Origin of the sequence: Streptomyces aurantiogriseus, from assembly GCF_014649375.1 — a bacterium.
Taxonomy (GTDB): domain Bacteria; phylum Actinomycetota; class Actinomycetes; order Streptomycetales; family Streptomycetaceae; genus Streptomyces; species Streptomyces aurantiogriseus.
This window is the reverse complement of sequence record NZ_BMSX01000019.1, coordinates 149886-170671: the sequence shown is the minus strand read 5'-3', so window position 1 is coordinate 170671 and position 20786 is coordinate 149886. Positions and strand designations below refer to the sequence as shown.

The following is a 20786-nucleotide window of genomic DNA, read 5'->3' as shown; positions in this document are numbered from 1 at the left end:
GCCGATGTCGGCGGCCAGGGGCACAGAGACGCTCCCCCAGTTGGACGGAGCGGAGGTCAGGGCAGTACGACGATCTTGCGTCCCTGGCCGGCGGCGAACTGCTCCAGTGCCTGCGGGTACTCCGTCAGCGGCAGCCGGTGGCTGATGAACACCTGGGGATCGAGCACCCCGGTGGCGAACAGCTCCGCCGCGCGCTCGTAGCTGTGCAGCACCGCCATGGAGCCGGTGATGGTGATCTCCTGGTTGTAGATGCGGTACGGCGAGATGGCGGCCGTCGTCGCGTAGTCGGAGACACCGAACTGAAGGAACGTTCCGGCCTTGGCGACCCGTTCCAGTCCGTCCTGGATGGCGGCGGCGTTGCCGGTCGCGTCGACCACCACGTCCCAGCCAGCAGGCCGCCCCAACTCCTCGGCCGAGAGCGCCGCTTGTGAACAGCCCAGCTTCTCGGCCGTCGCCAGCCGCTCCGGGTTGACGTCGACGACATCGACCGAGGCGGCACCGGTGCGCTTGGCCAGCTCCAGCATCATCAGGCCCATCGTCCCGCTGCCGTAGATCAGCACATGGGAGCCGAGCCTGCTGTTGAGCACGTCGTAGCCGCGCACGGCGCAGGACAGCGGCTCGATCAGGGCCGCGTCCTGGACGTCCACATGGTCCGGCAGCCGTACGCAGTTGGCGACGGGCGCCACGGCGTACTCGGCGGCGCCACCCGCCACGGTCACTCCGATCGCCTGCCACCGGTCGCAGAGGTTGTTGCGGCCGAGGCGGCAGTAGCGGCACTCGTTGCAGTACAGCGAGGGGTCCACGGCGACCCGGTCGCCGATCGCGAGTTCGGTGACCTCGCTGCCGAGGCCCACGACCTCCCCGGCGAACTCATGGCCCGGCACGACCGGCAGGGTCGGTGCGAACTCGCCCTGCAGGATGTGCAGATCGGTCCCGCACAGCCCGCAGGCCGCCACATCGACCACGACCTCGCGCGGCCCGGGAGTGGGGTCGGGCACCGTGGTGACGGTGACCTTGCCAGGGGCTTCGATGACAGCGGCTTTCACTTGACTGCTCCTAGGGACAGGCCCCGGACCAGTTTGTCCTGGGCGGCGAAACCGGCGATGAGGACGGGCAGGGAGACCAAGGTGGCGGCGGCGCAGAGCCGGGCGAGGAAGAGGCCTTCGCTGGTGATGAAGCCGACGAGGAAGACCGGTGCGGTGGAGGCCTGGGTGGCGGTGAGGTTGACGGCGAACATGAACTCGTTCCAGCTGAAGATGAAGCAGATCAGCGAGGTGGCGGCGAGTCCGGGCATGGCGACCGGTGCGACGATGCGCCACAGCACGGTGGGCAGGTTGGCGCCGTCGACTTCGGCGGCTTCCAGGATCTCCTTGGGGACCTCGGCGAGGAACGAGCGCATCATCCACACCGCGATCGGCAGGTTCATGGCGGTGTAGAGGATGATCAGCGTCCATACGTTGTCCAGCATCCCGGCGTCCTTGACGATCAGGTACACGGGCAGCAGGGCCGCGATGGCGGGGAGGAACTTGGTGGACAGGAAGAAGAACATCACGTCGGTCCATTTCTCGACCGGCTTGATGGACAGCGCGTAGGCCGCCGGTACGGCCAGGGCGAGCACCAGCAGCGTCGAAATCACGCTGGCCATGGCTGAGTTGAGGAGGAAGGGGGTGATGTCCCGGCTGAACAGCAGCTTGTACTGGTCGAAGGTGAGCGGGACGAAGGGGGTGGGTGGGTTGGTCGCCGCGTCGGCTTCCTGGTGGAAGGAGGTGAGCACCATCCAGGCCACCGGCGCGAAGAACGCCAGTGTGGCGAGCCAGGCGACGAAGGTCCACAGGGGCGACAGCCGGGGTGCGCCCCCGGGGTCGTCGTGGCGGTGGATGAGTTTTTTGAGCCTCGCGCCGGGCGCGGCGTCGGTTGCTGTGTGAGTGCTCATCGGGACACCTCCTCGCGGAACAGCGACGCGATGGTGCGCAGCGCGAAGGTCGCGATCACGATCGAGCCGAGGACGACGACGACACCGGCGGCGGCTGCCTGGCCGTACTCGTACTTGCGGAACATGGTCAGGTAGATCTCGTAGGGCAGGTTGGTGGTCTGGGAGCCGGGGCCGCCCTGGGTGATGGTGTAGACCGCGTCGAAGGTCTGCACGACGTAGATCGTGCCGAGCAGGATGCCCAGCTCGATGTACTGGCGCAGGTGCGGCAAGGTGATGTGGCGGAAGGTGGCCATGGCGGACGCCCCGTCGACGCGGGCCGCCTCCAGGACGTCACCGGGCTGTGCCTGCAGGCCGGCCAGGAGGATCAGCATCATGAACGGGGTCCACTGCCACACCAGCGAGATGACGACGGCGGGCATGGGATACGACGACACCCAGTCGATGGTGGGGCCGTTGGCCGCGCCGAAGAAGCGGTAGACGGCGTTGAGAGTGCCGTTGAGCAGCCCGTAGTCGGGGTTGTAGATCGCGTGCTTCCACAACAGCGCCGCCGCGACCGGCATGACGAGGAACGGCGCGATGAGCATCGTCCGCGCGAGCCCGCGGCCGGCGAAGCGGCGGTCGAGCAGCATGGCCAGACCGAGGCCGAGGACCACGCTGAGGAGCACCACCGACGCGGTGAGGACGACGGTGTTGAGCACCGCTGTGCGCAGCCGCTCGTCGGTGAAGACGAACGTGAAGTTGGACAGGCCGACGAAGTGCTTCTCGCCCGGCCGCAGGATGTTCCACTGGAAGGTGGAGATGACGAGCGTGGCCACGAAGGGCAGCTGCGTGACGACGATGGTGAAGACCAGCGCCGGCAGCAGCGGGATGCGGCGGCGCCCCTTGTCGATGCCCGAGGACTTCCGGGTACGGGCGGGTGGTGGTGCTGTCTTGGGAGCAGCGGTGAGCGTGGTCATGAATGGGTTCCTCTGCCGGTGACGGCCAGGGTGGGCAGGCGGTGCCCGGCCGGCGCCGGGCCGGCCGAGCGATGCGTGCGGGTCACTGGTAGTTCTTGGCGACGTCCTCGGCGAGCTTCTGGCCGTCGTTGAGCGCCTTGTCCACGCTGGTCTTTCCGGCGATGGCGGCGGAGATCTCCTGGGTGACCTTCGTGCCCAGGTCCTGGAACTCGGGGATGGCCACGTACTGGATGCCCACGGTCGGCCGGGGCTGGACGCCCGGGTTGGCCGGGTCGGCTCCCTCGATGGACTTCAGGGTGATGTCACCGAACGACGCGGCGGCCTTCTGGTACTCCGGGATTTCGTACGTGCTGGCCCGCTTGCCGGCCGGGACGCGCGACCAGCCGAGCTTCTCGCCGACCAGCTTCTCGTACTCCTTGCTGGAGGCCCACAGCATGAACTGCGAGGCCGCGTCGGCGTTCTTCGTGGTCTTGGGCATGGCCCACGCCCAACTCCACAGCCAGCCACTGGACTTGGTGGCGACGGTCGGAGCGTAGGCGTAGCCGACATGACCGGCGATCTTGCTGGACGCGGGGTCCTCCAGCGACCCGGCCGCACTGGTCGCGTCGTACCACATCGCGACCTTCTTCTGGCTCATCGCGTTCAGACACTCGGTGAACCCGGCCTGCGCCGCGCCCGCCTCCCCGTGCTTGCGGACCAGGTCGACGTAGAAGTTGGTCGCCTTCTTGAATTCCGGGCTGTTGACCTGCGCCTTCCAGTCCTTGGTGAACCAGGTGCCGCCGAAGGTGTTGACCACGGTCGTCAGCGACGCCCCGAGCTCGCCCCAGCCGGCCAGGCCGCGCAGGCAGATGCCCCGCATGCCGGGCTCGGCGCCGTCGACCTTGGCCGCGATGTCGGCTATCTGCTGCCAGGTCGGGCGCTCGGGCACCGTGATGCCCTTCGCCTGCATGACGTCCTTGTTGTACATGAGCATCGACGACTCGCCGTAGAACGGCAGGGCGTAGAGCTTGCCGTCGGACCCCGACAGAGACGTGACCATCGGCTTGAGCAGGTCGGCCTTGTCGAAGCTCGCGTCCTTGTCGGCATAGGAGCTGAGCTCGTGCAGCCAGCCGTTCTTCTCCCAGACGGGTACCTCGTAGGCGCCGATGGTGGCGACGTCGTACTGACCGGCCTGGGTGGCGACGTCCTGGGTGACCTTGTCGCGCAGCTCGTTCTCGGGAAGGACCGTGAAGTTCACCTTGATCCCGGTGTCCTTCGTGAACGTGTCCTTCGTCAGCTTCGCGATGTCCTCCATCTGCGGGTTGCCGACCATCAGCACGTTGATGCTCTTGCCCCCGCCATCGGAGTTCGAAGATCCGCCCGCCCCGCTACAGGCGACCAGCAACGAGCCCGCGGCCGTGGCCGTGACGAGGACATGGGTCATTCTTCGTGTGCGCATGACTGACTCCAGGGGATGTCGTGAGGGCATGGGGAACCAGGCCCCCGGCTTGCGAGGGTGGGATGGGGAGGGGAGACGAACCGCGGCTCAGACCCGGATGACCTCGGGACCCAGCAGTGAGTAGCGGTGTGCCTCGGAGGCGGGCAGCCCGGCGTCGGTGACGATCGCCTCGAACTCTGTGACGTCCGCGAAGCGGCAGAAGCTCACGGCACCGAACTTCGTATGAACCCCGGAGAACACCCGGCGCCTGGCGGTCCTGAGGACCTGGGCCTTGACCTCACTGACCGCGGGATCGGGGGTGGTGAGTCCGTACTCGCGGGAGATGCCGTTCGCGCCGACGTACGCCAGGTCGATGACGAAGCCGGACAGCATGCGGGTCGCCCAGTGGTCGACCGTGGCCAGCGTCCCGCCACGCACCCGGCCGCCGAGCAGCAGCACGGTGATGTTCTCGGCGGAAGCCAGGTCACCTGCGGTGGCCAGCGAGGAGGTGACCACGGTCAGTGGCCGGTCGCGGGGGAGAGCGGCGGCGATGAGCTGCGGGGTGTAGCCCTCGTCGATGAAGACGGTCTCGGCGTCCCCGAGCAGTTCGGCCGCGGCGGTCGCGATCCGGGACTTCTCGGGGACGTGCATGGTGGTACGGAAGGCGAGCGTGGTCTCGAAGCCCGCGCTCTCCACGGGATGGGCACCGCCGTGGGTACGCCGGACCAGCCCGTGCCCCTCCAGCAGGTTCAGATCGCGCCTCACGGTCTCCTTGGAGACCCCGAGATCTGCGGCGAGCGTTCCCACGTCCACGGATCCGGAATGGCGCGCCGTTTCCAGAATTCCGCGTCTTCGTTCCTCGGCGTCCACGGCGACACCTCCGTTTCACGGCTCTGCGCGCCATATGCTCGCGCCGGCTTTTCCCGGAGCCCTGCCCGATCGGGCTCCGGTGGCCAAATTTCTACAAGGCGATTGCCCTTACTGACCAGGTTTGTCGTAGAGCAGTTCATGACCGAATGCGCCCGCTTTCCGGAGCGCGGAGCCCCTGGATGACGCGGTGGAGGGCCCCGCGGCGCGGGAAGCTGCTGCCCGCGCACCAGCCGGGGTGTGCCCGTTCGCTGCCCGTTCTGCCGGACGGACCCGGACAGCGAACCGGAATCCGGCGCCGGCATCCGGCCACCTGCGGGTCGTCTCCGCGGTTCCTCGGGCGGTGCCCGGGTGAGGGAGTGAGCGCCCGGCCGACCCGCTCAGACAGCCGCCGCTTGACCTTGCCACTGGCGGCAGGGTTGAACGATGACCGGCATGGACAGCAGCACTGGACCTCCGATCAGCAGGATCGTCGCCGTCACCGGGGCCGGCACCGGCATCGGCCGGGCCACCGCCCGCGCGTTCGCCGCTGAGGGCGCCCACGTCCTGGCCATCGGCCGGCGGGCCGAACCGCTCCGCGAGACCGCAGCCGGGCACGACCGGATCACCCGCTGGCCGCCGACATGACCGCCGAGGGCCAGCCCGAGCGGATCGTCCGACCGGAGGAGGTGGCCTGGGCCATCACCCAGCTCGCCGCGCCGGCTGCCTCGTTCGTCACCGGGGTAGTACTCCCGGACGACGGCGGGGCGGTCGTGCCACACACAGTGACCGCAAACCCTCCCTCATTGAGGAATAGCGACAGCCGATTACGCGAGGTCGCCAGTTTCACCCCCCGCACCGAACCCGGCCGCCCCCGCCACGGCGGCCCCGCCGTCAAACCCGACATCAACCGCGCGGACGTCCGCACCCTCCACGCCGCCCACCGCACCCTCGTGTTCCGACTCCTCGGCCGCCCCGTGCGACCATGCGCCCTTCTGCCCCGCAACTGAGCACGACGCGGATCACCCATCCGCTGGCTCACGCCGTCGTTTCGGTTCGGTGACGGGCCGGGACTGGCTTGGTGAGGGGACGTACGTTGTATCGACATGAGACCCCGTATCGCCGTGATCGGCAGCGGCCCCGCCGGCCTTACCTTCGCCCGCGTCCTGCACCGTCATGGTCACCCTGTCACCGTCCTCGAACGCGATCCCGCCCGCGACGCCCGTCCCGCGGGCGGCACGCTGGACCTGCACGAGGGGCTGGGCCAACTGGCGCTGGAGAAGGCGGGGGTGCTGGCGGAGTTCCAGGCGCTGTCCCGTCCCGAGGGGCAGGCCATGCGCATCCTGGACGCGGACGGGACCGTCCTCCGCGACTGGCAACCTCGTCCGGGTGACCGGGCCAATCCCGAGATCGACCGCGGGCAACTCCGTGACCTGTTGCTCGGGCCACTGGACGTTCAGTGGGGGCGGGTCGTGACGGAGGTGGTGCCGGAGAGCCGGGATGGCGTGCTGGTCCATTTCGCGGACGGGCGACAGGAGACGTTCGACCTCGTGATCGGCGCTGACGGTGCCTGGTCCCGGGTCCGCCCGGCGGTCTCGTCCGCGACGCCGCAGTACACCGGCGTCACCTTGGTCGAGACCTCCCTGGACGACGTCGACACCCGCCACCCCGACCTCGCCCGGCTGGTCGGCGACGGTTCCGTGGCTGTGTACGGCGTGAACCGCGCGCTCGTCGCCCAGCGCAACAGCGGCGGCCACGTCAAGGTATACGCCCAGTTCCGCGTGCCCCTGGACTGGCACACGAACCCGGACCGGCATCTGGGCCTGAACCAGCGCGCGGGCCTGGACCTGTCCGACGTCGAGGCCGTGCGCTCAAGCCTGTTGGCTCTGTTCGACGGCTGGGCCGCTCCCGTCCTCGACCTCCTCCGCCACGGCACAGCTTTCGTCCACCGCCCCCTCTACGCCCTTCCCGTGTCCCACACCTGGGCCCACGTCTCCGGGGTGACGCTACTGGGCGACGCCGCCCACCTGATGCCCCCGTTGGGGGTGGGCGCGAACCTCGCGATGCTGGAAGGCGCCGAACTCGCCGAGTCCATCGCCGCCGCCCGCGGCCCTGGAGATCTGGACGAGGCCGTCCGCGCCTTCGAGGAACAGATGTGGGCACGGGCCGGCAGGTGGGCGAACATCACGACGGCTGGTCTGGAACGCCTCGTGAGCCCGGACCCCTCCGAAGCCCTCGCCCTCTTCGACGAGGTCCAGCCTTCCTGACTGCCAAGCACGAGAGCATGGCCCAGTCCGCCGGTTCCTCGCCCCCGTGGCCGTTCCGATCATCCTCACGGGCCTTTCGGTTGCTCAGGCGAAATCTCAGTTGGCGGGTTCGCCGAACCAGCGGAAGAGGTGGTCGTCCAGGTCCTGCTGATCGTCGCCGATCCAGGCGACGTGGCCGTCGGGGCGCAGCAGGACGCACGGAACATCCAGTACCGCAGTGGGATCCGCGAGGTAGTCGACCCGGTCCGACCAGCCGCCGACGGTCAGGCGTTCGGTGCGGTCCAGCAGCAGGCCGCGGCCGCGATGCAGCAGACCGTAGAGGTGGCCCTGTTTCACGTCGATGTCGCGCAGGCGGCGGCCGAGCAGGTCGGGGCCTGCGCCGAAGTCGTAGCGGATGCCGATCGCGGTGATCTTCTCGATCAGATGGCGGTTCACCTCGTCGAAGTCCATCAGTTCGGTGAGCAGCCTGCGCACGGCCTGCGGGCCCGGTTCGGTGGAGTGCAGTTCCATCTGGGCGCGGGTGTTGTCCAGCACGTCCTCGGCGACCGGATGACGTTCGGCCTGGTAGGTGTCCAGCAGTGTTTCCGGCGCCCAGCCGCGGATCTGTGCGGCCAGTTTCCAGCCGAGGTTGAATGCGTCCTGAACGCCCAGGTTGAGGCCCTGTCCGCCGGTGGGTGGATGGATGTGTGCCGCATCGCCGGCCAGCAGCACCCGCCCGACCCGATAACGTTCGGCCAGCCGGGTGGCATCCCCGAAGCGGGACATCCAGCGCGGGGAGTGCACGCCGAAATCGGTTCCGGCGATGGTGCGCAACTGTTGTTTGAAGTCCTCGAGGGTGGGCGGTTCCGCGCGGTCGCTGACTCCCGCGGCGGGGACTACGACGCTGTAGACCCCTTCGCCGAAGGGCCGGAGCCAGAATCGCTGATGGGTCTCGCGGATTTCGGTCACCTTGGCGGCGACCTCCTCCTGCGGCACACCCACTTCCAGCTCGCCCATCAGCGTCTCGGTCCGTGAGGGCTCGCCGGGGAAGCCGACACCGAGCCGTTTACGCACCGTACTGCGCCCGCCGTCACAGCCGACGAGGTAGCGCGAACGCAGCTGTTCGCCGTCGGCCAGCTCGACGGTCACACCCTCGTCGTCCTGCTCGAAACCGGCGACCGCGCAACCGCGCCGGACCTGCGCACCCAGTTGGATCGCATGTTCCTCGAGCAGGTGAACGATGACCGGCTGCGGGATGCCCAGCAGATAGGCGTACGCGGAATCCAGGTCCTTGGGCGCGGGTTTGGGGATGGCGGCGAAGAAACCGCCGGCCGGACGCCGTCTTCCATGCTGGAGGATGCGATCCAGCAGTCCGCGCATCGCCATCAGCTCAAGACTGCGAATATGCAGACCGACTATGCGGACGAACGACGCGGGCTCGGTTTCCTTCTCCAGAACGAGTACCCGCACATCGTGCAGCCGCAGTTCGGCGGCCAGCATCGCGCCAGTCGGCCCGCACCCGGCAATGATCACATCGAAGACGAGGGGCGCGCCATCGGCGCCGGAGGCCGGCGACTGGAGAACTCCGGGGACGTCGCCCACCGTGGAGTCACGCTCGACCCTGTCGTTCGACGGCGGCTCGGCGGTGACCTGCTGAGAGTGCATAGGTGTTGCCTTTCGGGAGTGCCTTGTTGGCGAGGCGCTCCCGGCGACACCTACATCAATCGCCCGATCGTGACGGGAAGGGGGAGCACCCACATCGATACAGCGTTCATGGGTCTCACCTCCTCGGGCGGTGTCACGGTCCACCGCAAGCTACAAGCCCTAGCATCACCCCGTCCAATCCTTTCCCAGCCACGTGACCACGACTCCGAACGGGCCCGTGTGCGGTTGAGTGAGCTTGACGACCAGCGCGATGACGACGCACAGCAAGACGACGGCGACCCGCCGTTCCTGGGCCGCTGCAAGTTCGCGCAGGGGAGAGACGTGCGCGTCACTGGACCGCACACATCGGCAGCCCTGTCGGTCAGGTGAGCGGTTGCGAAGCGGGCAGGTTCTGGTCGGCGGCCCAGGAGGCGAGGATGCGCAGCCGCTCGTGGGTCGGGGAACCGGGGGCGGCGGTCCAGACGGTCAGGTGCTGGTCGGAGTCGGTGTTGGCGGTGAGGGTGTCCCAGTCGAGGACGAGTTCGCCGACGACCGGATGGTTGAGGGTCTTCGTGCCCACGGTGCGGGACGCGACATGATGCTCGCCCCACCACTGGGCGAACTGCTTGTCGCGCATCGACAGCTCGCCGACCAGCTCGATCAGGCGGGGATCCTCGGGATACTTCGCCGCTTCCATCCGCAGCTGGGCCACGGAGATCTTCGCGGACGTCTCCCAGTCGGCATACAGGGTGCGCATGGCCGGATCGGTGAACTGGATCCGGGGATAGTTGCGGTGCTTCTCCGGGACCCGGGAGAAGTCCGTGACCAGGGCCGCGGCCAGCGAGTTCCAGGCCAGAATGTCCCCACGCCGACCCTGCACCAGAGCAGGCGTGGCGGTGAGGTCGTCCAGGACCCGCTGCAGCTGCGGCTGGACCTTCTGCCGGCCTCGGCGCCGCGTGCGGGTGGTGGTCTTGCCCGCGAGTTGGAAGAGATAGCCCCGCTCGTCGTCGCCCAGGTGAAGCACCCGGGCGAGAACATCCAGCACGGGCGCCGACGCCTGCATACGGCCCTGTTCGAGCCGGGTGTAGTAGTCGGTGCTGATGTTGGCGAGCTGAGCGACTTCCTCACGGCGCAGCCCGGCCACCCGGCGGGGCCGGCCGGTCTCGGGAAGTCCGACCGTGCGGGGACTCAGCTCCGAGCGGCGCTTTTTGAGGAATTCTCCCAGCTCATTGAGGGGCACGTTGCTGCTCATGCTTCCCAGGATGGCATCGGTCCCACGTGCGGAAGGGGGGAGAATTTACTCCCGGGATGTTTTTCTCCCAGGATGGATTTCTCCGCTTTTCGCGCCCGCCCTCGCGTGTGAGGGTCGACCGTCAACAGCCGTTCGTGATCCCGGCAGCCCAACACAGACACCCCGTGAAGGAAGCACCCCATGCGCGGAGCAGTCATCCACGCCCCCGGCGACGTGCGCTTCGAGAACCTCGACGACCCGAAGATCGTCCGGCCGACCGACGCCGTCATCCGCACGGTCGCCACCTGCGTGTGCGGCTCGGACCTGTGGCCCTACCGCGGCCTGGAGCCCATCGGCGATCCCCACCCGATGGGGCACGAGTACGTCGGCATCGTCGAGGAGGTCGGCAGCGAGGTCACCAACGTCAAGCCGGGCCAGTTCGTGGTCGGCTCCTTCGCCACCTCGGACAACACCTGCGCGAACTGCCGCAACGGCTGGCAGTCCAACTGCCTGCACCGCGAGTTCATGAGCACCTGCCAGGCCGACTACGTCCGCATCCCCAACGCCCACGGCACCCTCGTCGCCACCGACGAGCACCCGGACGGCGAGCTCGTCCCGAGCCTGCTCGCCGTCTCCGACGTGATGGGCACCGGCTGGTACGCCGCCCTCGCCGCCGAGGTCAAGCCCGGCTCCACCGCCGTCGTCGTCGGCGACGGAGCGGTCGGCCTGTGCGGCGTCATCGCCGCGCGCGAGCTCGGCGCCGAGCGGATCATCGCCATGAGCCGCCACGCATCCCGCCGGCAGCTCGCCGTCGAGTTCGGCGCCACCGACATCATCGGCGAACGCGGCGACGAAGGCATCGCCCGCGTCAAGGACCTCACCGGCGGCATCGGCGCCGACTCCGTGCTGGAGTGCGTCGGCACCGCCGAGTCCATGCGCCAGGCCCTGCACTCCGCCCGGCCCGGCGGCAACGTCGGCTTCGTCGGCGTCCCCCACGACGTGCAGGTCGACGGCGTGGAACTGTTCTTCTCCCACGTCGGCCTGCGCGGCGGCCCCGCCCCCGTACGCCGCTACCTGCCCGACCTCATCGACCGGGTCCTGTCCGGCCGGATCAACCCGGGCAAGGTCTTCGACCTCACCCTGCCCCTGGACCAGGTCGCCGAGGGCTACCAGGCGATGGACGAGCGCCGCGCCATCAAGGCCCTCCTCAAGCCCTGACCTCCCACGCCCTCCACGTCCGGGGCCGCACCTCCGACGATGCGGCCCCGGACGGGACCCGCCCCAGCCCACAAGGACCCACCATGACGACCTTCGCACTCGTCGGCGCCGGCCCCGGCCTCGGGCTCGCCACCGCCCGCCGCTTCGGAACCGCCGGCCACACCGTCGCCCTCATCTCCCGCAACGCCCAGCATCTGGAGGAACTGACCGCCGAGCTGGCCCGCGACGACATCCAGGCCCGCGGATTCGCCGCCGACGTCCTGGATCCGGCATCCCTCACCGCGGCCCTGCGGACGGCGGCCGACACCCTGGGGCCCATCGAGATCCTCCAGTACAGCCCCGTGCCCCGCGCCGACTTCATGAAGCCGGTCCTCGACACCAGTGCCGACGACCTCGACGCACCGCTCGCCTTCTCCGTGAAGGGCCCGGTCACGGTGGTGAACGCCGTCCTGCCCGGCATGCGCGAACTCGGCCGCGGGACCCTGCTGTTCGTCAACGGAGGCAGCGCCGTACGCCCCCACCCCGACCGGGCCGGCACCTCGATCGCCTTCGCCGCCGAGAGCGCCTACGCCCGCATGCTCCACGACGCCCTCGCCCCGGAGAACATCCACGCCGCCCAGCTGATCATCCCGGGAGCCATCCACCCCGACGCCGAGCACAGCAGCCCCGACGCCCTGGCCCGGCGCCTGTACGACATCCACCACAAGCGCGACGGCTTCCGCCACTACGCCGAACCCCTGCCCGACTGAATCCCCAGGACGACACCCGTGACTCGGGCCGCCCCTGCCCGTGCGGTTCCGGCCGCCGCCATCCATCAGTTGAGGAACACCATGGAATTCATCAAGCAGCAGCCCAGCAGCAAGGCCCCGGCGGACTGGTTCACCGGTGACGTGTGGTGGGACGTCATCGTCGCCGGCCAGGAACCGTCCCGGATGCGCGCCAACCTGGTCCGCTTCTCACCGGGCGCCCGCACCAACTGGCATTCCCATGTCCTGGGCCAGACCCTGCACGTCGTCTCCGGCATCGCCCTGATCGGCACCCGAGACGGCACCATCTTCGAGGCCCGTCCGGGCGAGACCGTCTCCTGCCCGCCCAACGAGGAGCACTGGCACGGCGCGGCCCCCGACCGGTTCATGGAGCACATCGCCATGTGGGAGGGCGCAGGCGAAGGCACGACCGAGACCACGTGGGCCGAGCCGGTCACCGACCAGCAGTACAACGGCCACCGTACCCGCAACCGATAAGCACAGAACGAACGCTTACGCGGGTGCCTCACCAGTTGGGGCCGCCCCTCCGGAGCGGACGGCCAGTGAAGCCCCCCGAAAGACATGGGAGCCAACTGATTCGGCGGACCCCACGTGCAGTCGCACGGTCCGCCCGGAGGCACCTGATCACACTTCAGTGGTTCATGCCCAGGATGAGACGCAGGGTGTCGGTGAGCACCGTCGTGGGGACGGCGGGGTCGGCGACCCGCTGGATTCCCAGTCCTATGCCCAGGCTGAGCAGCGTCATCGCGGCCTGGTCGGCGGGCATGGCCAGACGGGCGTCCAACTCCTGGGCCAAGGCCTCGAGGAGTTGAGTCAGCACCTCGCGGATCATTCCGGCGCGCGCCGTGATCTCCCGCCGGAGCTCCTCGTCATGACGGGCGCGGGTGAGGAACTCGACTTCGAACGTCGTCCAGGCCTCGTCGCCGATATGTGCCTCACCCCAGGCGGTGAAGGCGGCGAGGCGGTCGTCGGCCGGGCCGTCGCCCATGACGGAGTCCGTGAGCAGCGCCAGCTGCTCTGCGCGGATGTCGTCGAGGACCGCGAGGCAGAGGTAGTCCTTGTTGCGGAAGTTGGAGTAGACCGCGCCCTTGGAGTAGCCGGCCGTCTCCGCGACGTCACTGAGGGAGGTGGCCGCGTAGCCGTTCCGCAGGAACAGGGTTCGCGCGGTGGCGACCAGCCGCTCGCGAGTGAGTTCCTGACTCTCGACGCGGCTGAGGCGGGCCATGTCCTGTTTCCCCTGTCCGTCCTGCACGGCTTCCCGTGAAGCCCTCGAGCTCTCGGATCCTATCCCCGACAGAGACTGCTGCCCGGCTTTAGATACCGCTAGTATCCAGATCTCATCGGTATCTCGATCGAATGGGCGGAGAGCTCAGTGACCACGAACGGCACGCGAACTGCTCCTTCCCGGGGCCTGGTCCTCGGCTGCGGTGGCACCCTCGGTGCCGCCTGGATGATCGGCGCCCTGCACTCGCTGCAGCAGGCGGTGTCATGGGACCTGCGGAGCGCCGACGTCCTGGTGGGGACCTCGGCCGGGGCGGAAGTGGCGGCGATGCTGGGCGCCGGCATCGGTGCGGAGGAACTGCTCGCGGCGCAGCTCGCCGCTGGGGACTCCCGCCCTGAACTGGTACGTCACTTCGCGCATCCGCCCCGCCGGACGCCGCCGCGGCCGGCGGTCCTGTTGGGATCAGCGCGGTTGGCCGGGCGGGCGCTGCGCGGTGGCGTTCCCGCTCTGACCGGAGTGTCCGGCTTACTGCCGCGAGGGCGCGGCGATGCGGCATGGCTGGCAGCCCTGGCCGACCACCTGGCGCCCGACGGCGCGTGGGTCCAGCACCCCGCGACCTGGCTGGTGGCGACCGATTTCGACACGGGCATACGCAGACTTCTCGGGCACCCGGAGGCCGCCTTGCGCGACGCGCTCCGCGCTTCGTGGGCGATTCCCGGATGGTTCCCGCCGGTGCGCATCGGCGGCCGGCTCTACGCCGACGGCGGCATCAGTTCCCCGACCTCGGCGGATCTGCTGGCGTCCCGCGGACTCGATGAGGTGTACGTCGTGGCGCCGATGAGTTCCGTCGCTCCGGGACGCCGTACGGGACTCGGCCGGGCCGAGGCTGTGCTGCGCCGTGTCATGACCCGCACCCTCAACGCCGAATGTGCCACGCTGCAGGCGGCCGGCACCCGGGTGATCCGTATCGAGCCCACGGTCGCCGACTTGAACACGATGGGCGGCAACCTCATGGACCCCCGGCGCCGCCTGGCAGTGCTGGAGAGATCTCTGCGCACCACTCGGACCGTCGTCCGCGACCGCCTCCGGACGGCCGTGCCACACCCCCGTCGACCCGACGCCCGGCAGCAGCCCGACCTGCCTCGCCCCGATGCGCAAGGAGCAGCTCGCATCTCCGGGACCCACGACGTGGAAGTGCTGATCATAGGCAGCGGGATCTCCGGCATCGGGGCCGCTGTCAAGCTGCGGCAGTCAGGCGTACGCGACGTCGTGCTCCTCGAGAAAGCGGACGAACTCGGCGGCACGTGGCGGGACAACACCTATCCGGGCTGTGCGTGCGACGTCCCGTCCGCCCTGTACTCCTACTCCTTCGCGCCCAACCCTGAGTGGACGCGTGCTTTCGCCGGCCAGGCCGAGATCCGCTCCTACCTCGAGAACACGGCGGCCACGTACGGGATCACGCCACTCATCCGCTTCGGCACCGAGGTCACACGGGCACAGTGGCACCCGCACGAAGCCCGTTGGCACGTCGAGACCAGCCGCGACCGCTACACCGCCCGCTTCCTGATCGCGGCCGCGGGCCCCTGGCACGAGCCGCTGACCCCGGACCTCCCCGGCCTGGCCGACTTCCCCGGCGAGGTCTTCCACTCCTCTCGCTGGCGCCACGACCACGAACTGAAAGGCGCGCGCGTGGCCGTCCTCGGCAGCGGTGCGTCGGCCGTGCAGTTCGTGCCGGCGATCCAGCCGCACGTGAGCCGACTGCACCTGTTCCAGCGCACGGCCCAGTGGGTGCTGCCCAAGCCGGACCACTACGTACCGCACGTCGAACGCTGGTTCATGCGACGCTTCCCGGCGGCGCAACGAGCCCTGCGCACCGCGGAGTACGCGGCGATGGAGACGCTGGGCGTGGGGTTCAGGCACCCGTCCCTCCTGCGCGCGGTGCAGAAGGTGGGCGATCTCCATCTCAGGGCAACGGTCAAGGACCCGCAGCTCCGCCGGGCACTGACCCCCGACTACACCCTCGGCTGCAAACGCCTGTTGCTGTCCAACACGTACTACCCCGCACTGACCCGGCCCAACGTCAGCGTTCACGCCACCGCGGTCGAGAGCGTCCAGGGCAACCGGGTCGTCGGCGCGGACGGCAGCAGTGCCGACGTGGACACCATCATTCTGGGCACCGGCTTCCACATCCTCGACATGCCCATCGCCCGCCGCGTGTTCGACGGTGACGGCGCCAGCCTCGACGACCACTGGAAGGGAAGCCCCGACGCCTACCTGGGCACCACTGTCAGCGGATTCCCCAACGCGTTCGTCCTCCTCGGCCCGCACCTCGGCACCGGACACTCCTCGGCCTTCATGGTGCTCGAAGCCCAACTGGAGTACGTGGCCGGAGCGGTACGCCACTTCCGGGCGGCGGACTGGGCAAGCATGGACGTGCGCCCCGAAGTCCAGGCCGCCTTCCGAGCCGAGGTCCAGCAGGCGTTGCCCTCCACCGTCTACAACGCCGGCGGCTGCTCGAGCTACTACCTCGACGACAACGGCGTCAACAGCTTCAGCTGGCCATGGTCGACGGGACGAATGCGCCGACGCCTGGCACAGTTCGAAGCCGCGGCCTACGACGTCGAGTTCAGGAAGTGCGGGGGAGTCGCTGGGCGGGGATGACGCCGAGTCGGCCCGCCTGGTAGTCCTCGAAGGCCTGTTGGCCCTTTTTACGGGTGTTCATCACGAATGGGCCGTAAAGCTGGGACGCCGTCAGCGTCGGCGCTGCCGGTCGTCGTTCGAGTCGGTGTGGGGTCGTGAGCGGAAAGTCCGGCGGTAGGTGTCCGGAGGCACGCCGACGGTGCGGTTGAAGTGTCGGCGCAGCGTCGCGGCGGTGCCCATGCCGGTGGCTGTCGCGATGGCGTCGACAACGTCGTCGGTGGTCTCCAGCAACTCCTGGGCGCGGCGGATTCGTTGTGTCAGCAGCCATTGCAGCGGAGTGGTGCCGGTCACCGCCCTGAAGTGGCGGCCCAGATGGCGCGAGCTCATCCGTGCCTGGCGTGCCAGGTCCTCCACGGTGAGTGGGTGGTCGAGGCGTTCGATCGCCCAGGGCAACAGCAAGGCGAGCGGGTGGTCCTCCCGGGCGGGCACCGGGGCGGCGACGAACTGGGCCTGGCCGCCGGCTCGGTGCGGCGGTACGACCAGGCGGCGGGCGACGGCGTTGGCGACGGACGAGCCGTGGTCGAGACGGACGAGGTGCAGGCACAGGTCCATCGCGGCGGCCTTGCCGGCGGAGGTGAGCACGCTGCCGTTGTCCACGTAGAGCACGTCCGGATCGACCTCCACCCGCGGGTAGCGGGCGGCCAGGGCCCCGGTGTGCGCCCAGTGCGTGGTCGCGCGCTTGCCGTCCAGCAGACCGGCGGCGGCCAGCACGAACGCGCCCGTGCACAGGGAGGCCACGCGCGCACCTGCCTCGTGGGCCGCACGCACCGCGCCGACGAGAACGGCGGGCGGGTCCTCGTCGACATCCGCCCAGCCGGGGACGATCACGGTGCCGGCATGCCGGAGGCGGTCGAGCCCCTGGTCGGGCTCCAGCCGGAACCGGCCGACCTGTACAGCGTCCGACCCGCAGACTTCGACGTCGTACCAGGGGACGGCCACGCCGACCGGAGCGGCTTCGAACACCTCGTACGCCATGGACAGTTCGAAGTGCAGCATCCCCTCGGTGACGGCCAGCGCGACAGTGCCCATGTCTGAAATTGTACGGGGTAAGTCGTTCCGGACACTCACGCCGGGGCGCCCGCCCTCGCCAGGATGTCCTCAGTGGATCATTCGAGCACGGGGGAGAACCCATGGGATCGGGACAGACGGTGACGGTGTTCGGCGCGTACGGACACACCGGACGCTTTGTGGTGGCACAGCTGCGGGATCGCGGGTTCGTCCCGGTTCTCTCCGGCCGCGACGCCGGCAAGCTGCGGGCGCTGGCGGCATCCGCACCCGGACTCGAGGTCCGGCCGGCGTCGGTCGACGACCCTGCCTCGCTCGACCGCGCCCTGGACGGTGCAGACGCTGTGATCAACTGCGCCGGGCCCTTCGCCATGACTGCCGCTCCCGTGATCGAGGCGGCACTGCGCTCAGGGATCCCGTACGTCGATGTGGCGGCCGAGATCGAGGCCAACCTCGACACGTTCACGCACTTCGCGGACCGCGCCCGCGCGGCGGGAGCGGTGATCGTCCCCGCGATGGCCTTCTACGGCGGCCTGGGCGACCTGCTGGCCACCGCCGCGATGGGCGACTGGACGGCGGCCGACGAAGCGAACATCGCATACGGACTGAGCAGTTGGCACCCGACCCCCGGGACACGCACCGCCGGTACGGTCTCCCGGGACCGGCGCAACGGCCGGCGCGTCCGCTACACGGACGGGCGGTTGGAGTACCACGACGACCAGCCGACGATTCTGAAGTGGTCCTTCCCCGACCCCATGGGCACCAGGGAAGTCATCGGGGAGTTCACGATGGCCGACGTAGTCACCATCCCCAGCCACCTCTCCATCCCCGACGTACGCACCCACATGACGACCGAAGCGGCCAGAGACCTCTCAGCCCCGGACACACCGGCGCCGACCGCAGCCGATGAGAACGGGCGGTCCGACCAGACCTTCCTCGTCGACGCCGTCGTACGTTCCGGCGGCACCGAACGGCGGGCTGTGGCAAGCGGCCAGGACATCTACGCCGTCAGCGCGCCGCTCGCGGTGGAGGCGGTGCACCGCATCCTCACCGGCCAGACCCGCACGGTCGGTGTTGCCTCCGCCGGCGAGATCTTCGACGCGCCCGGCTTCCTCCGCGCCCTGTCCCCGCACATCTCCTTCGAACCGCTTCAGCAGCAGACAGCGTCCTGACCGTCGGAGTGAGTGCTGCGGCCAACGCCCGCGGGCCGGTGCGCAGGTCGATCGGGTCGATCCGGTCGACCGAACCGTCGGCCGGCGACCGGTGTAGGCCGTGTGCCCCTGGATGGCGATGCCCTCGGGGGAGAAGCCGTTCTGCAGCTGGATCACGCCGCGGTACAGCTTGCACCGGTGCCGCGGCCTCCCAGAACACCGACAGCCCCCGGCAGGGGGACACAGACATGACTCGACGAACGCCTACGGCGATCGCTGATCACGGGCAGGGACTGGGTCCGGTGCTCGCGGCGGCCTCCACGACCTGGTGGGCGAGCTGTCCACCCGCTGGGACGCCTTCCGCACCCGCTGGGGTGCCCACAACGTCACCCGCCACGGCACCGGCATCAAACGCTTCCACCACCCGGTCGTCGGCGACCTCACCCTCGCCTGGGAAGCCCTGGCCATGGCCGCCGAACCCGGCCTCACCCTCACCATCTACTCCGCCGAACCCGGCTCCCCCTCCGAAGAAGGCCTGCACCTGCTCGCCTCCTGGGCCGCCACCCGCGACCCCGCCGCCTCTTCTCCCAAGTCGCCGACCACTCCGCCGAATTGATCACCGAAAGAACCGTCGTCGACCTGTCACCGTGAGCCGGTCCGGTTTTCGGAGGCTGCTCGGCCGTGGAGCCGACCTCGGCGAGGGGGGGTACTCCCGACCAGTTCAGCGCATCCATCGCCACACAGAGAAAAGACGACTGACATGGCACTGATTCTGGTGACCGGAGCGTCCAGCGGGCTCGGGCGCAACACGGCGAACGCGTTGGCCGACGACGGCCACGACGTGGTTGTCCACGTCCGCAACCCGGAGCGTCTCACCGACGCGGATGACACCGCCCGGTGGAAAGGTGTCATCACCGGGGATCTCGCCGAGCTGGACGAGATCCGCGGCGTTGCCCGGCAGGCCGCCGAGTTCGGCCGCTTCGACGCCGTCATTCACAACGCCGGCACCATGCGCTCTCCGGAGGCGATCACTGTCAACACGATCGCGCCGTACGTGCTGACGGCCCTGATGGACAAACCGGCCAGGCTCATCTGTCTCAGCAGCTCCATGCACCGAACCGGCTCCACCGACCTGCGACGACTGGCCGACGGCACCGCTTCCTACGACGACAGCAAACTGTGGGTCACCACCCTCGCGCTCGCCCTCGCGTCCCGGTGGGAAGGAACCACCAGCCATGCGGTCGACCCAGGGTGGGTCCCCACCCGCATGGGCGGTGCAGGCGCACCGGACGACCTGACCGCCGGCCACCGGACACAGGTGTGGCTCGCCACCCACCACGACGTGACCCCGAGCACCGGCGGCTACTGGTACCACCGCCGGACGCAGACACCACACCCCGCAGCGCAAGGCGAAGAATTCCAGGCTCACTTGATCCAAGTCCTGGAACGCCATACGGGCGTCCCGCTCGACTGACCGCGACCCCCAAGGCGAGGGGATGCGGTGGCTGATGAGCGCGGTGGCTGATGAGTTTGGCGAAGCGCTCCTGGTGCTCGGCGATTTCTGGAGTGACCTCGAAGGTCTGGTCGCGAACGCCGCGACCTTCGGATTCGCCATGCTCGGCCACGTCACTGACGAGCACTTCGACGAGTGAGCCAGCCGGCGGGCATCCCGCTGGGCCGGTGGGGGCGGCCGGAGGAACAGGCCGACGCGATCCTGTTCCTCGCATCGGATCAAAGCAGTTACATCACGGGCTTCGAGCTGGTTGTCGCGGCGGCGCCACCCAGCTGGGCCCCTGGGGCTGAGAGGCCCGCGTCCCGGCTGCCACGCGCTGTGCGGTGTGCACGAACGCGTCACGCGTCGCGGCCGGGACGTCCTGCCGCCATGTCAGCACCAGCAGCGTCGGCGGTGCGTCGACAACAGGAACAGCCGTGACGGCGGATCCGATCCGGTCGGTCGCGCTCGCCCCTACCATCGTGATCAGTTCGCCCATCGCGACTTTGTCGACGATCTCGTCGAGCATGGCCTCTGGCGCGACCGCCGACGAAAGCGGCCGGAAAAGCTCGTCCTGCACGATATCGGCAACCGAAACAGCCGGTTTCGCCGCGAGGGAATGGTCCAGCGGTAGCAACGCGAATGTTTCCACCTTCACGAGCTCGGAGAATTCCATTCCGTCGAGAACGCCGTGGTCGCACGCCAACGCGATGTCCGCCGAACCGTTGCGCACCAAGTCGATCTGGTCCCGGGTGAACACGACCTCGACGTCAGCCGCACCGGGCTGGCGGCGATAGGCACGCACCACGTCGGCCAGCAGCCCGGAGCCGGTGCCCTGCCGCGCGGCTACCACCAGCCGGTGCGGGCGGCCGCTGCGCTGGGCGCGCAACATCGCGGCGTCCACCGCGGCCAGCACCTTCCGGCTTTCGGCCAGGAAAACCGCACCAGCCGCCGTGAG

Annotated in this window: 18 protein-coding genes and 4 pseudogenes; 11 read left to right on the top strand and 11 right to left on the bottom strand. The window is 69.2% G+C overall.

Annotated elements, in window-relative coordinates:
• Positions 1-56: 56 nt before the first annotated feature.
• From IE263_RS34015 to IE263_RS33995, 5 genes are all read right to left on the bottom strand, one after another.
• Entirely contained in the window at positions 57-1046 is a 990-nt protein-coding gene (locus tag IE263_RS34015; RefSeq protein ID WP_189941814.1) for a zinc-dependent alcohol dehydrogenase family protein, read from the bottom strand.
• Positions 1043-1933: a carbohydrate ABC transporter permease gene (locus IE263_RS34010; protein ID WP_189941812.1), complete on the bottom strand. Its 891-nt coding sequence runs from the start codon at positions 1931-1933 to the stop codon at positions 1043-1045. Before IE263_RS34010 ends, IE263_RS34015 begins: the two co-directional genes overlap by 4 nt.
• Entirely contained in the window at positions 1930-2889 is a 960-nt protein-coding gene (locus IE263_RS34005) for a carbohydrate ABC transporter permease (RefSeq protein ID WP_189941810.1), read from the bottom strand. The genes IE263_RS34010 and IE263_RS34005 overlap by 4 nt, the downstream gene beginning before the upstream one ends.
• A gap of 82 nt (positions 2890-2971) precedes the next feature.
• Positions 2972-4327, bottom strand: a complete 1356-nt coding sequence (locus IE263_RS34000) for an ABC transporter substrate-binding protein (protein WP_189941808.1) — start codon at positions 4325-4327, stop codon at positions 2972-2974.
• Between the two features lie 87 nt (positions 4328-4414).
• Complete coding sequence (locus IE263_RS33995; RefSeq protein ID WP_189941806.1) at positions 4415-5176, bottom strand: DeoR/GlpR family DNA-binding transcription regulator; 762 nt, start codon at positions 5174-5176, stop codon at positions 4415-4417.
• A gap of 423 nt (positions 5177-5599) precedes the next feature.
• Here IE263_RS33995 and IE263_RS33990 point away from each other — a divergent pair.
• Positions 5600-5832 (top strand): annotated as a pseudogene (locus IE263_RS33990) (SDR family NAD(P)-dependent oxidoreductase); the annotation flags it as partial.
• Between the two features lie 426 nt (positions 5833-6258).
• Positions 6259-7419 carry an FAD-dependent oxidoreductase gene (locus IE263_RS33985; RefSeq protein WP_189941805.1) on the top strand — a complete coding sequence of 387 codons (1161 nt, stop codon included), beginning with the start codon at positions 6259-6261 and terminating at the stop codon, positions 7417-7419.
• Positions 7420-7515: 96 nt separating this feature from the next.
• Here IE263_RS33985 and rox read toward each other — a convergent pair whose 3' ends face one another.
• Positions 7516-9063 carry a rifampin monooxygenase gene (rox, locus tag IE263_RS33980; RefSeq protein ID WP_189941910.1) on the bottom strand — a complete coding sequence of 516 codons (1548 nt, stop codon included), beginning with the start codon at positions 9061-9063 and terminating at the stop codon, positions 7516-7518.
• Between the two features lie 361 nt (positions 9064-9424).
• Entirely contained in the window at positions 9425-10294 is an 870-nt protein-coding gene (locus IE263_RS33975) for a helix-turn-helix domain-containing protein (protein WP_189941803.1), read from the bottom strand.
• Positions 10295-10474: 180 nt separating this feature from the next.
• Here IE263_RS33975 and IE263_RS33970 point away from each other — a divergent pair, with 180 nt between their 5' ends.
• The 3 genes from IE263_RS33970 to IE263_RS33960 all read left to right on the top strand — a co-directional run bounded on the left by IE263_RS33970 (position 10475) and on the right by IE263_RS33960 (position 12735).
• Complete coding sequence (locus tag IE263_RS33970) at positions 10475-11491, top strand: zinc-dependent alcohol dehydrogenase family protein (protein ID WP_189941802.1); 1017 nt, start codon at positions 10475-10477, stop codon at positions 11489-11491.
• Positions 11492-11574: 83 nt separating this feature from the next.
• Entirely contained in the window at positions 11575-12240 is a 666-nt protein-coding gene (locus IE263_RS33965) for an SDR family NAD(P)-dependent oxidoreductase (RefSeq protein ID WP_189941800.1), read from the top strand.
• Between the two features lie 81 nt (positions 12241-12321).
• On the top strand, positions 12322-12735 hold the full coding sequence (locus IE263_RS33960; protein WP_189941798.1) for a (R)-mandelonitrile lyase: 414 nt from the start codon (positions 12322-12324) through the stop codon (positions 12733-12735).
• Between the two features lie 154 nt (positions 12736-12889).
• Here IE263_RS33960 and IE263_RS33955 read toward each other — a convergent pair whose 3' ends face one another.
• On the bottom strand, positions 12890-13483 hold the full coding sequence (locus tag IE263_RS33955; RefSeq protein WP_189941796.1) for a TetR/AcrR family transcriptional regulator: 594 nt from the start codon (positions 13481-13483) through the stop codon (positions 12890-12892).
• A gap of 147 nt (positions 13484-13630) precedes the next feature.
• On the opposite strand from IE263_RS33955, the gene IE263_RS33950 reads away from it, so the two are divergent.
• Positions 13631-16141 carry a patatin-like phospholipase family protein gene (locus IE263_RS33950; protein WP_189941794.1) on the top strand — a complete coding sequence of 837 codons (2511 nt, stop codon included), beginning with the start codon at positions 13631-13633 and terminating at the stop codon, positions 16139-16141.
• Here the strand turns inward: IE263_RS33950 and IE263_RS33945 are convergent.
• Both IE263_RS33945 and IE263_RS33940 read right to left on the bottom strand, forming a co-directional pair.
• Positions 16107-16217 (bottom strand): annotated as a pseudogene (locus tag IE263_RS33945) (pirin family protein); the annotation flags it as partial. The gene IE263_RS33950 and the pseudogene IE263_RS33945 sit on opposite strands and share 35 nt — an antisense overlap.
• A 14-nt stretch (positions 16218-16231) precedes the next feature.
• The gene (locus tag IE263_RS33940; RefSeq protein WP_189941790.1) at positions 16232-17209 is read right to left on the bottom strand and encodes a helix-turn-helix domain-containing protein; all 978 of its coding nucleotides are present in this window, start codon (positions 17207-17209) and stop codon (positions 16232-16234) included.
• A 101-nt stretch (positions 17210-17310) separates the two neighbouring features.
• On the opposite strand from IE263_RS33940, the gene IE263_RS33935 reads away from it, so the two are divergent.
• The 5 genes and pseudogenes from IE263_RS33935 to IE263_RS50145 form a co-directional block, all read left to right on the top strand.
• Complete coding sequence (locus IE263_RS33935; protein WP_189941788.1) at positions 17311-18357, top strand: saccharopine dehydrogenase family protein; 1047 nt, start codon at positions 17311-17313, stop codon at positions 18355-18357.
• A gap of 295 nt (positions 18358-18652) precedes the next feature.
• Positions 18653-18952, top strand: a pseudogene (locus IE263_RS33930) (MmyB family transcriptional regulator); the annotation flags it as partial.
• Positions 18953-19096: 144 nt separating this feature from the next.
• Positions 19097-19810 (top strand): SDR family NAD(P)-dependent oxidoreductase, encoded by a 714-nt coding sequence (locus IE263_RS33925; protein ID WP_189941787.1) that lies wholly within the window; start codon positions 19097-19099, stop codon positions 19808-19810.
• A 22-nt stretch (positions 19811-19832) separates the two neighbouring features.
• Complete coding sequence (locus tag IE263_RS33920) at positions 19833-19988, top strand: hypothetical protein (protein WP_189941784.1); 156 nt, start codon at positions 19833-19835, stop codon at positions 19986-19988.
• Positions 19985-20053, top strand: a pseudogene (locus IE263_RS50145) (hypothetical protein); the annotation flags it as partial. The gene IE263_RS33920 and the pseudogene IE263_RS50145, both read left to right, overlap by 4 nt.
• 28 nt (positions 20054-20081) lie before the next feature.
• On the opposite strand, the gene IE263_RS48950 reads toward IE263_RS50145, so the two are convergent.
• Entirely contained in the window at positions 20082-20732 is a 651-nt protein-coding gene (locus IE263_RS48950; protein WP_373312167.1) for a LysR substrate-binding domain-containing protein, read from the bottom strand.
• Positions 20733-20786 lie beyond the last annotated feature (54 nt).

What these genes read in the sequence shown, in the direction of transcription:
- IE263_RS34010 (WP_189941812.1), bottom strand. Translation starts at nt 1,933, where the DNA reads ATGAGCACTCACACAGCAACCGACGCCGCGCCCGGCGCGAGGCTCAAA.
- IE263_RS34005 (WP_189941810.1), bottom strand. Translation starts at nt 2,889, where the DNA reads ATGACCACGCTCACCGCTGCTCCCAAGACAGCACCACCACCCGCCCGT.
- IE263_RS34000 (WP_189941808.1), bottom strand. Translation starts at nt 4,327, where the DNA reads ATGCGCACACGAAGAATGACCCATGTCCTCGTCACGGCCACGGCCGCG.
- IE263_RS33985 (WP_189941805.1), top strand. Translation starts at nt 6,259, where the DNA reads ATGAGACCCCGTATCGCCGTGATCGGCAGCGGCCCCGCCGGCCTTACC.
- rox (WP_189941910.1), bottom strand. Translation starts at nt 9,063, where the DNA reads ATGCACTCTCAGCAGGTCACCGCCGAGCCGCCGTCGAACGACAGGGTC.
- IE263_RS33975 (WP_189941803.1), bottom strand. Translation starts at nt 10,294, where the DNA reads ATGAGCAGCAACGTGCCCCTCAATGAGCTGGGAGAATTCCTCAAAAAG.
- IE263_RS33970 (WP_189941802.1), top strand. Translation starts at nt 10,475, where the DNA reads ATGCGCGGAGCAGTCATCCACGCCCCCGGCGACGTGCGCTTCGAGAAC.
- IE263_RS33965 (WP_189941800.1), top strand. Translation starts at nt 11,575, where the DNA reads ATGACGACCTTCGCACTCGTCGGCGCCGGCCCCGGCCTCGGGCTCGCC.
- IE263_RS33960 (WP_189941798.1), top strand. Translation starts at nt 12,322, where the DNA reads ATGGAATTCATCAAGCAGCAGCCCAGCAGCAAGGCCCCGGCGGACTGG.
- IE263_RS33955 (WP_189941796.1), bottom strand. Translation starts at nt 13,483, where the DNA reads ATGGCCCGCCTCAGCCGCGTCGAGAGTCAGGAACTCACTCGCGAGCGG.
- IE263_RS33940 (WP_189941790.1), bottom strand. Translation starts at nt 17,209, where the DNA reads ATGGGCACTGTCGCGCTGGCCGTCACCGAGGGGATGCTGCACTTCGAA.
- IE263_RS33935 (WP_189941788.1), top strand. Translation starts at nt 17,311, where the DNA reads ATGGGATCGGGACAGACGGTGACGGTGTTCGGCGCGTACGGACACACC.
- IE263_RS33925 (WP_189941787.1), top strand. Translation starts at nt 19,097, where the DNA reads ATGGCACTGATTCTGGTGACCGGAGCGTCCAGCGGGCTCGGGCGCAAC.
- IE263_RS33920 (WP_189941784.1), top strand. Translation starts at nt 19,833, where the DNA reads ATGCGGTGGCTGATGAGCGCGGTGGCTGATGAGTTTGGCGAAGCGCTC.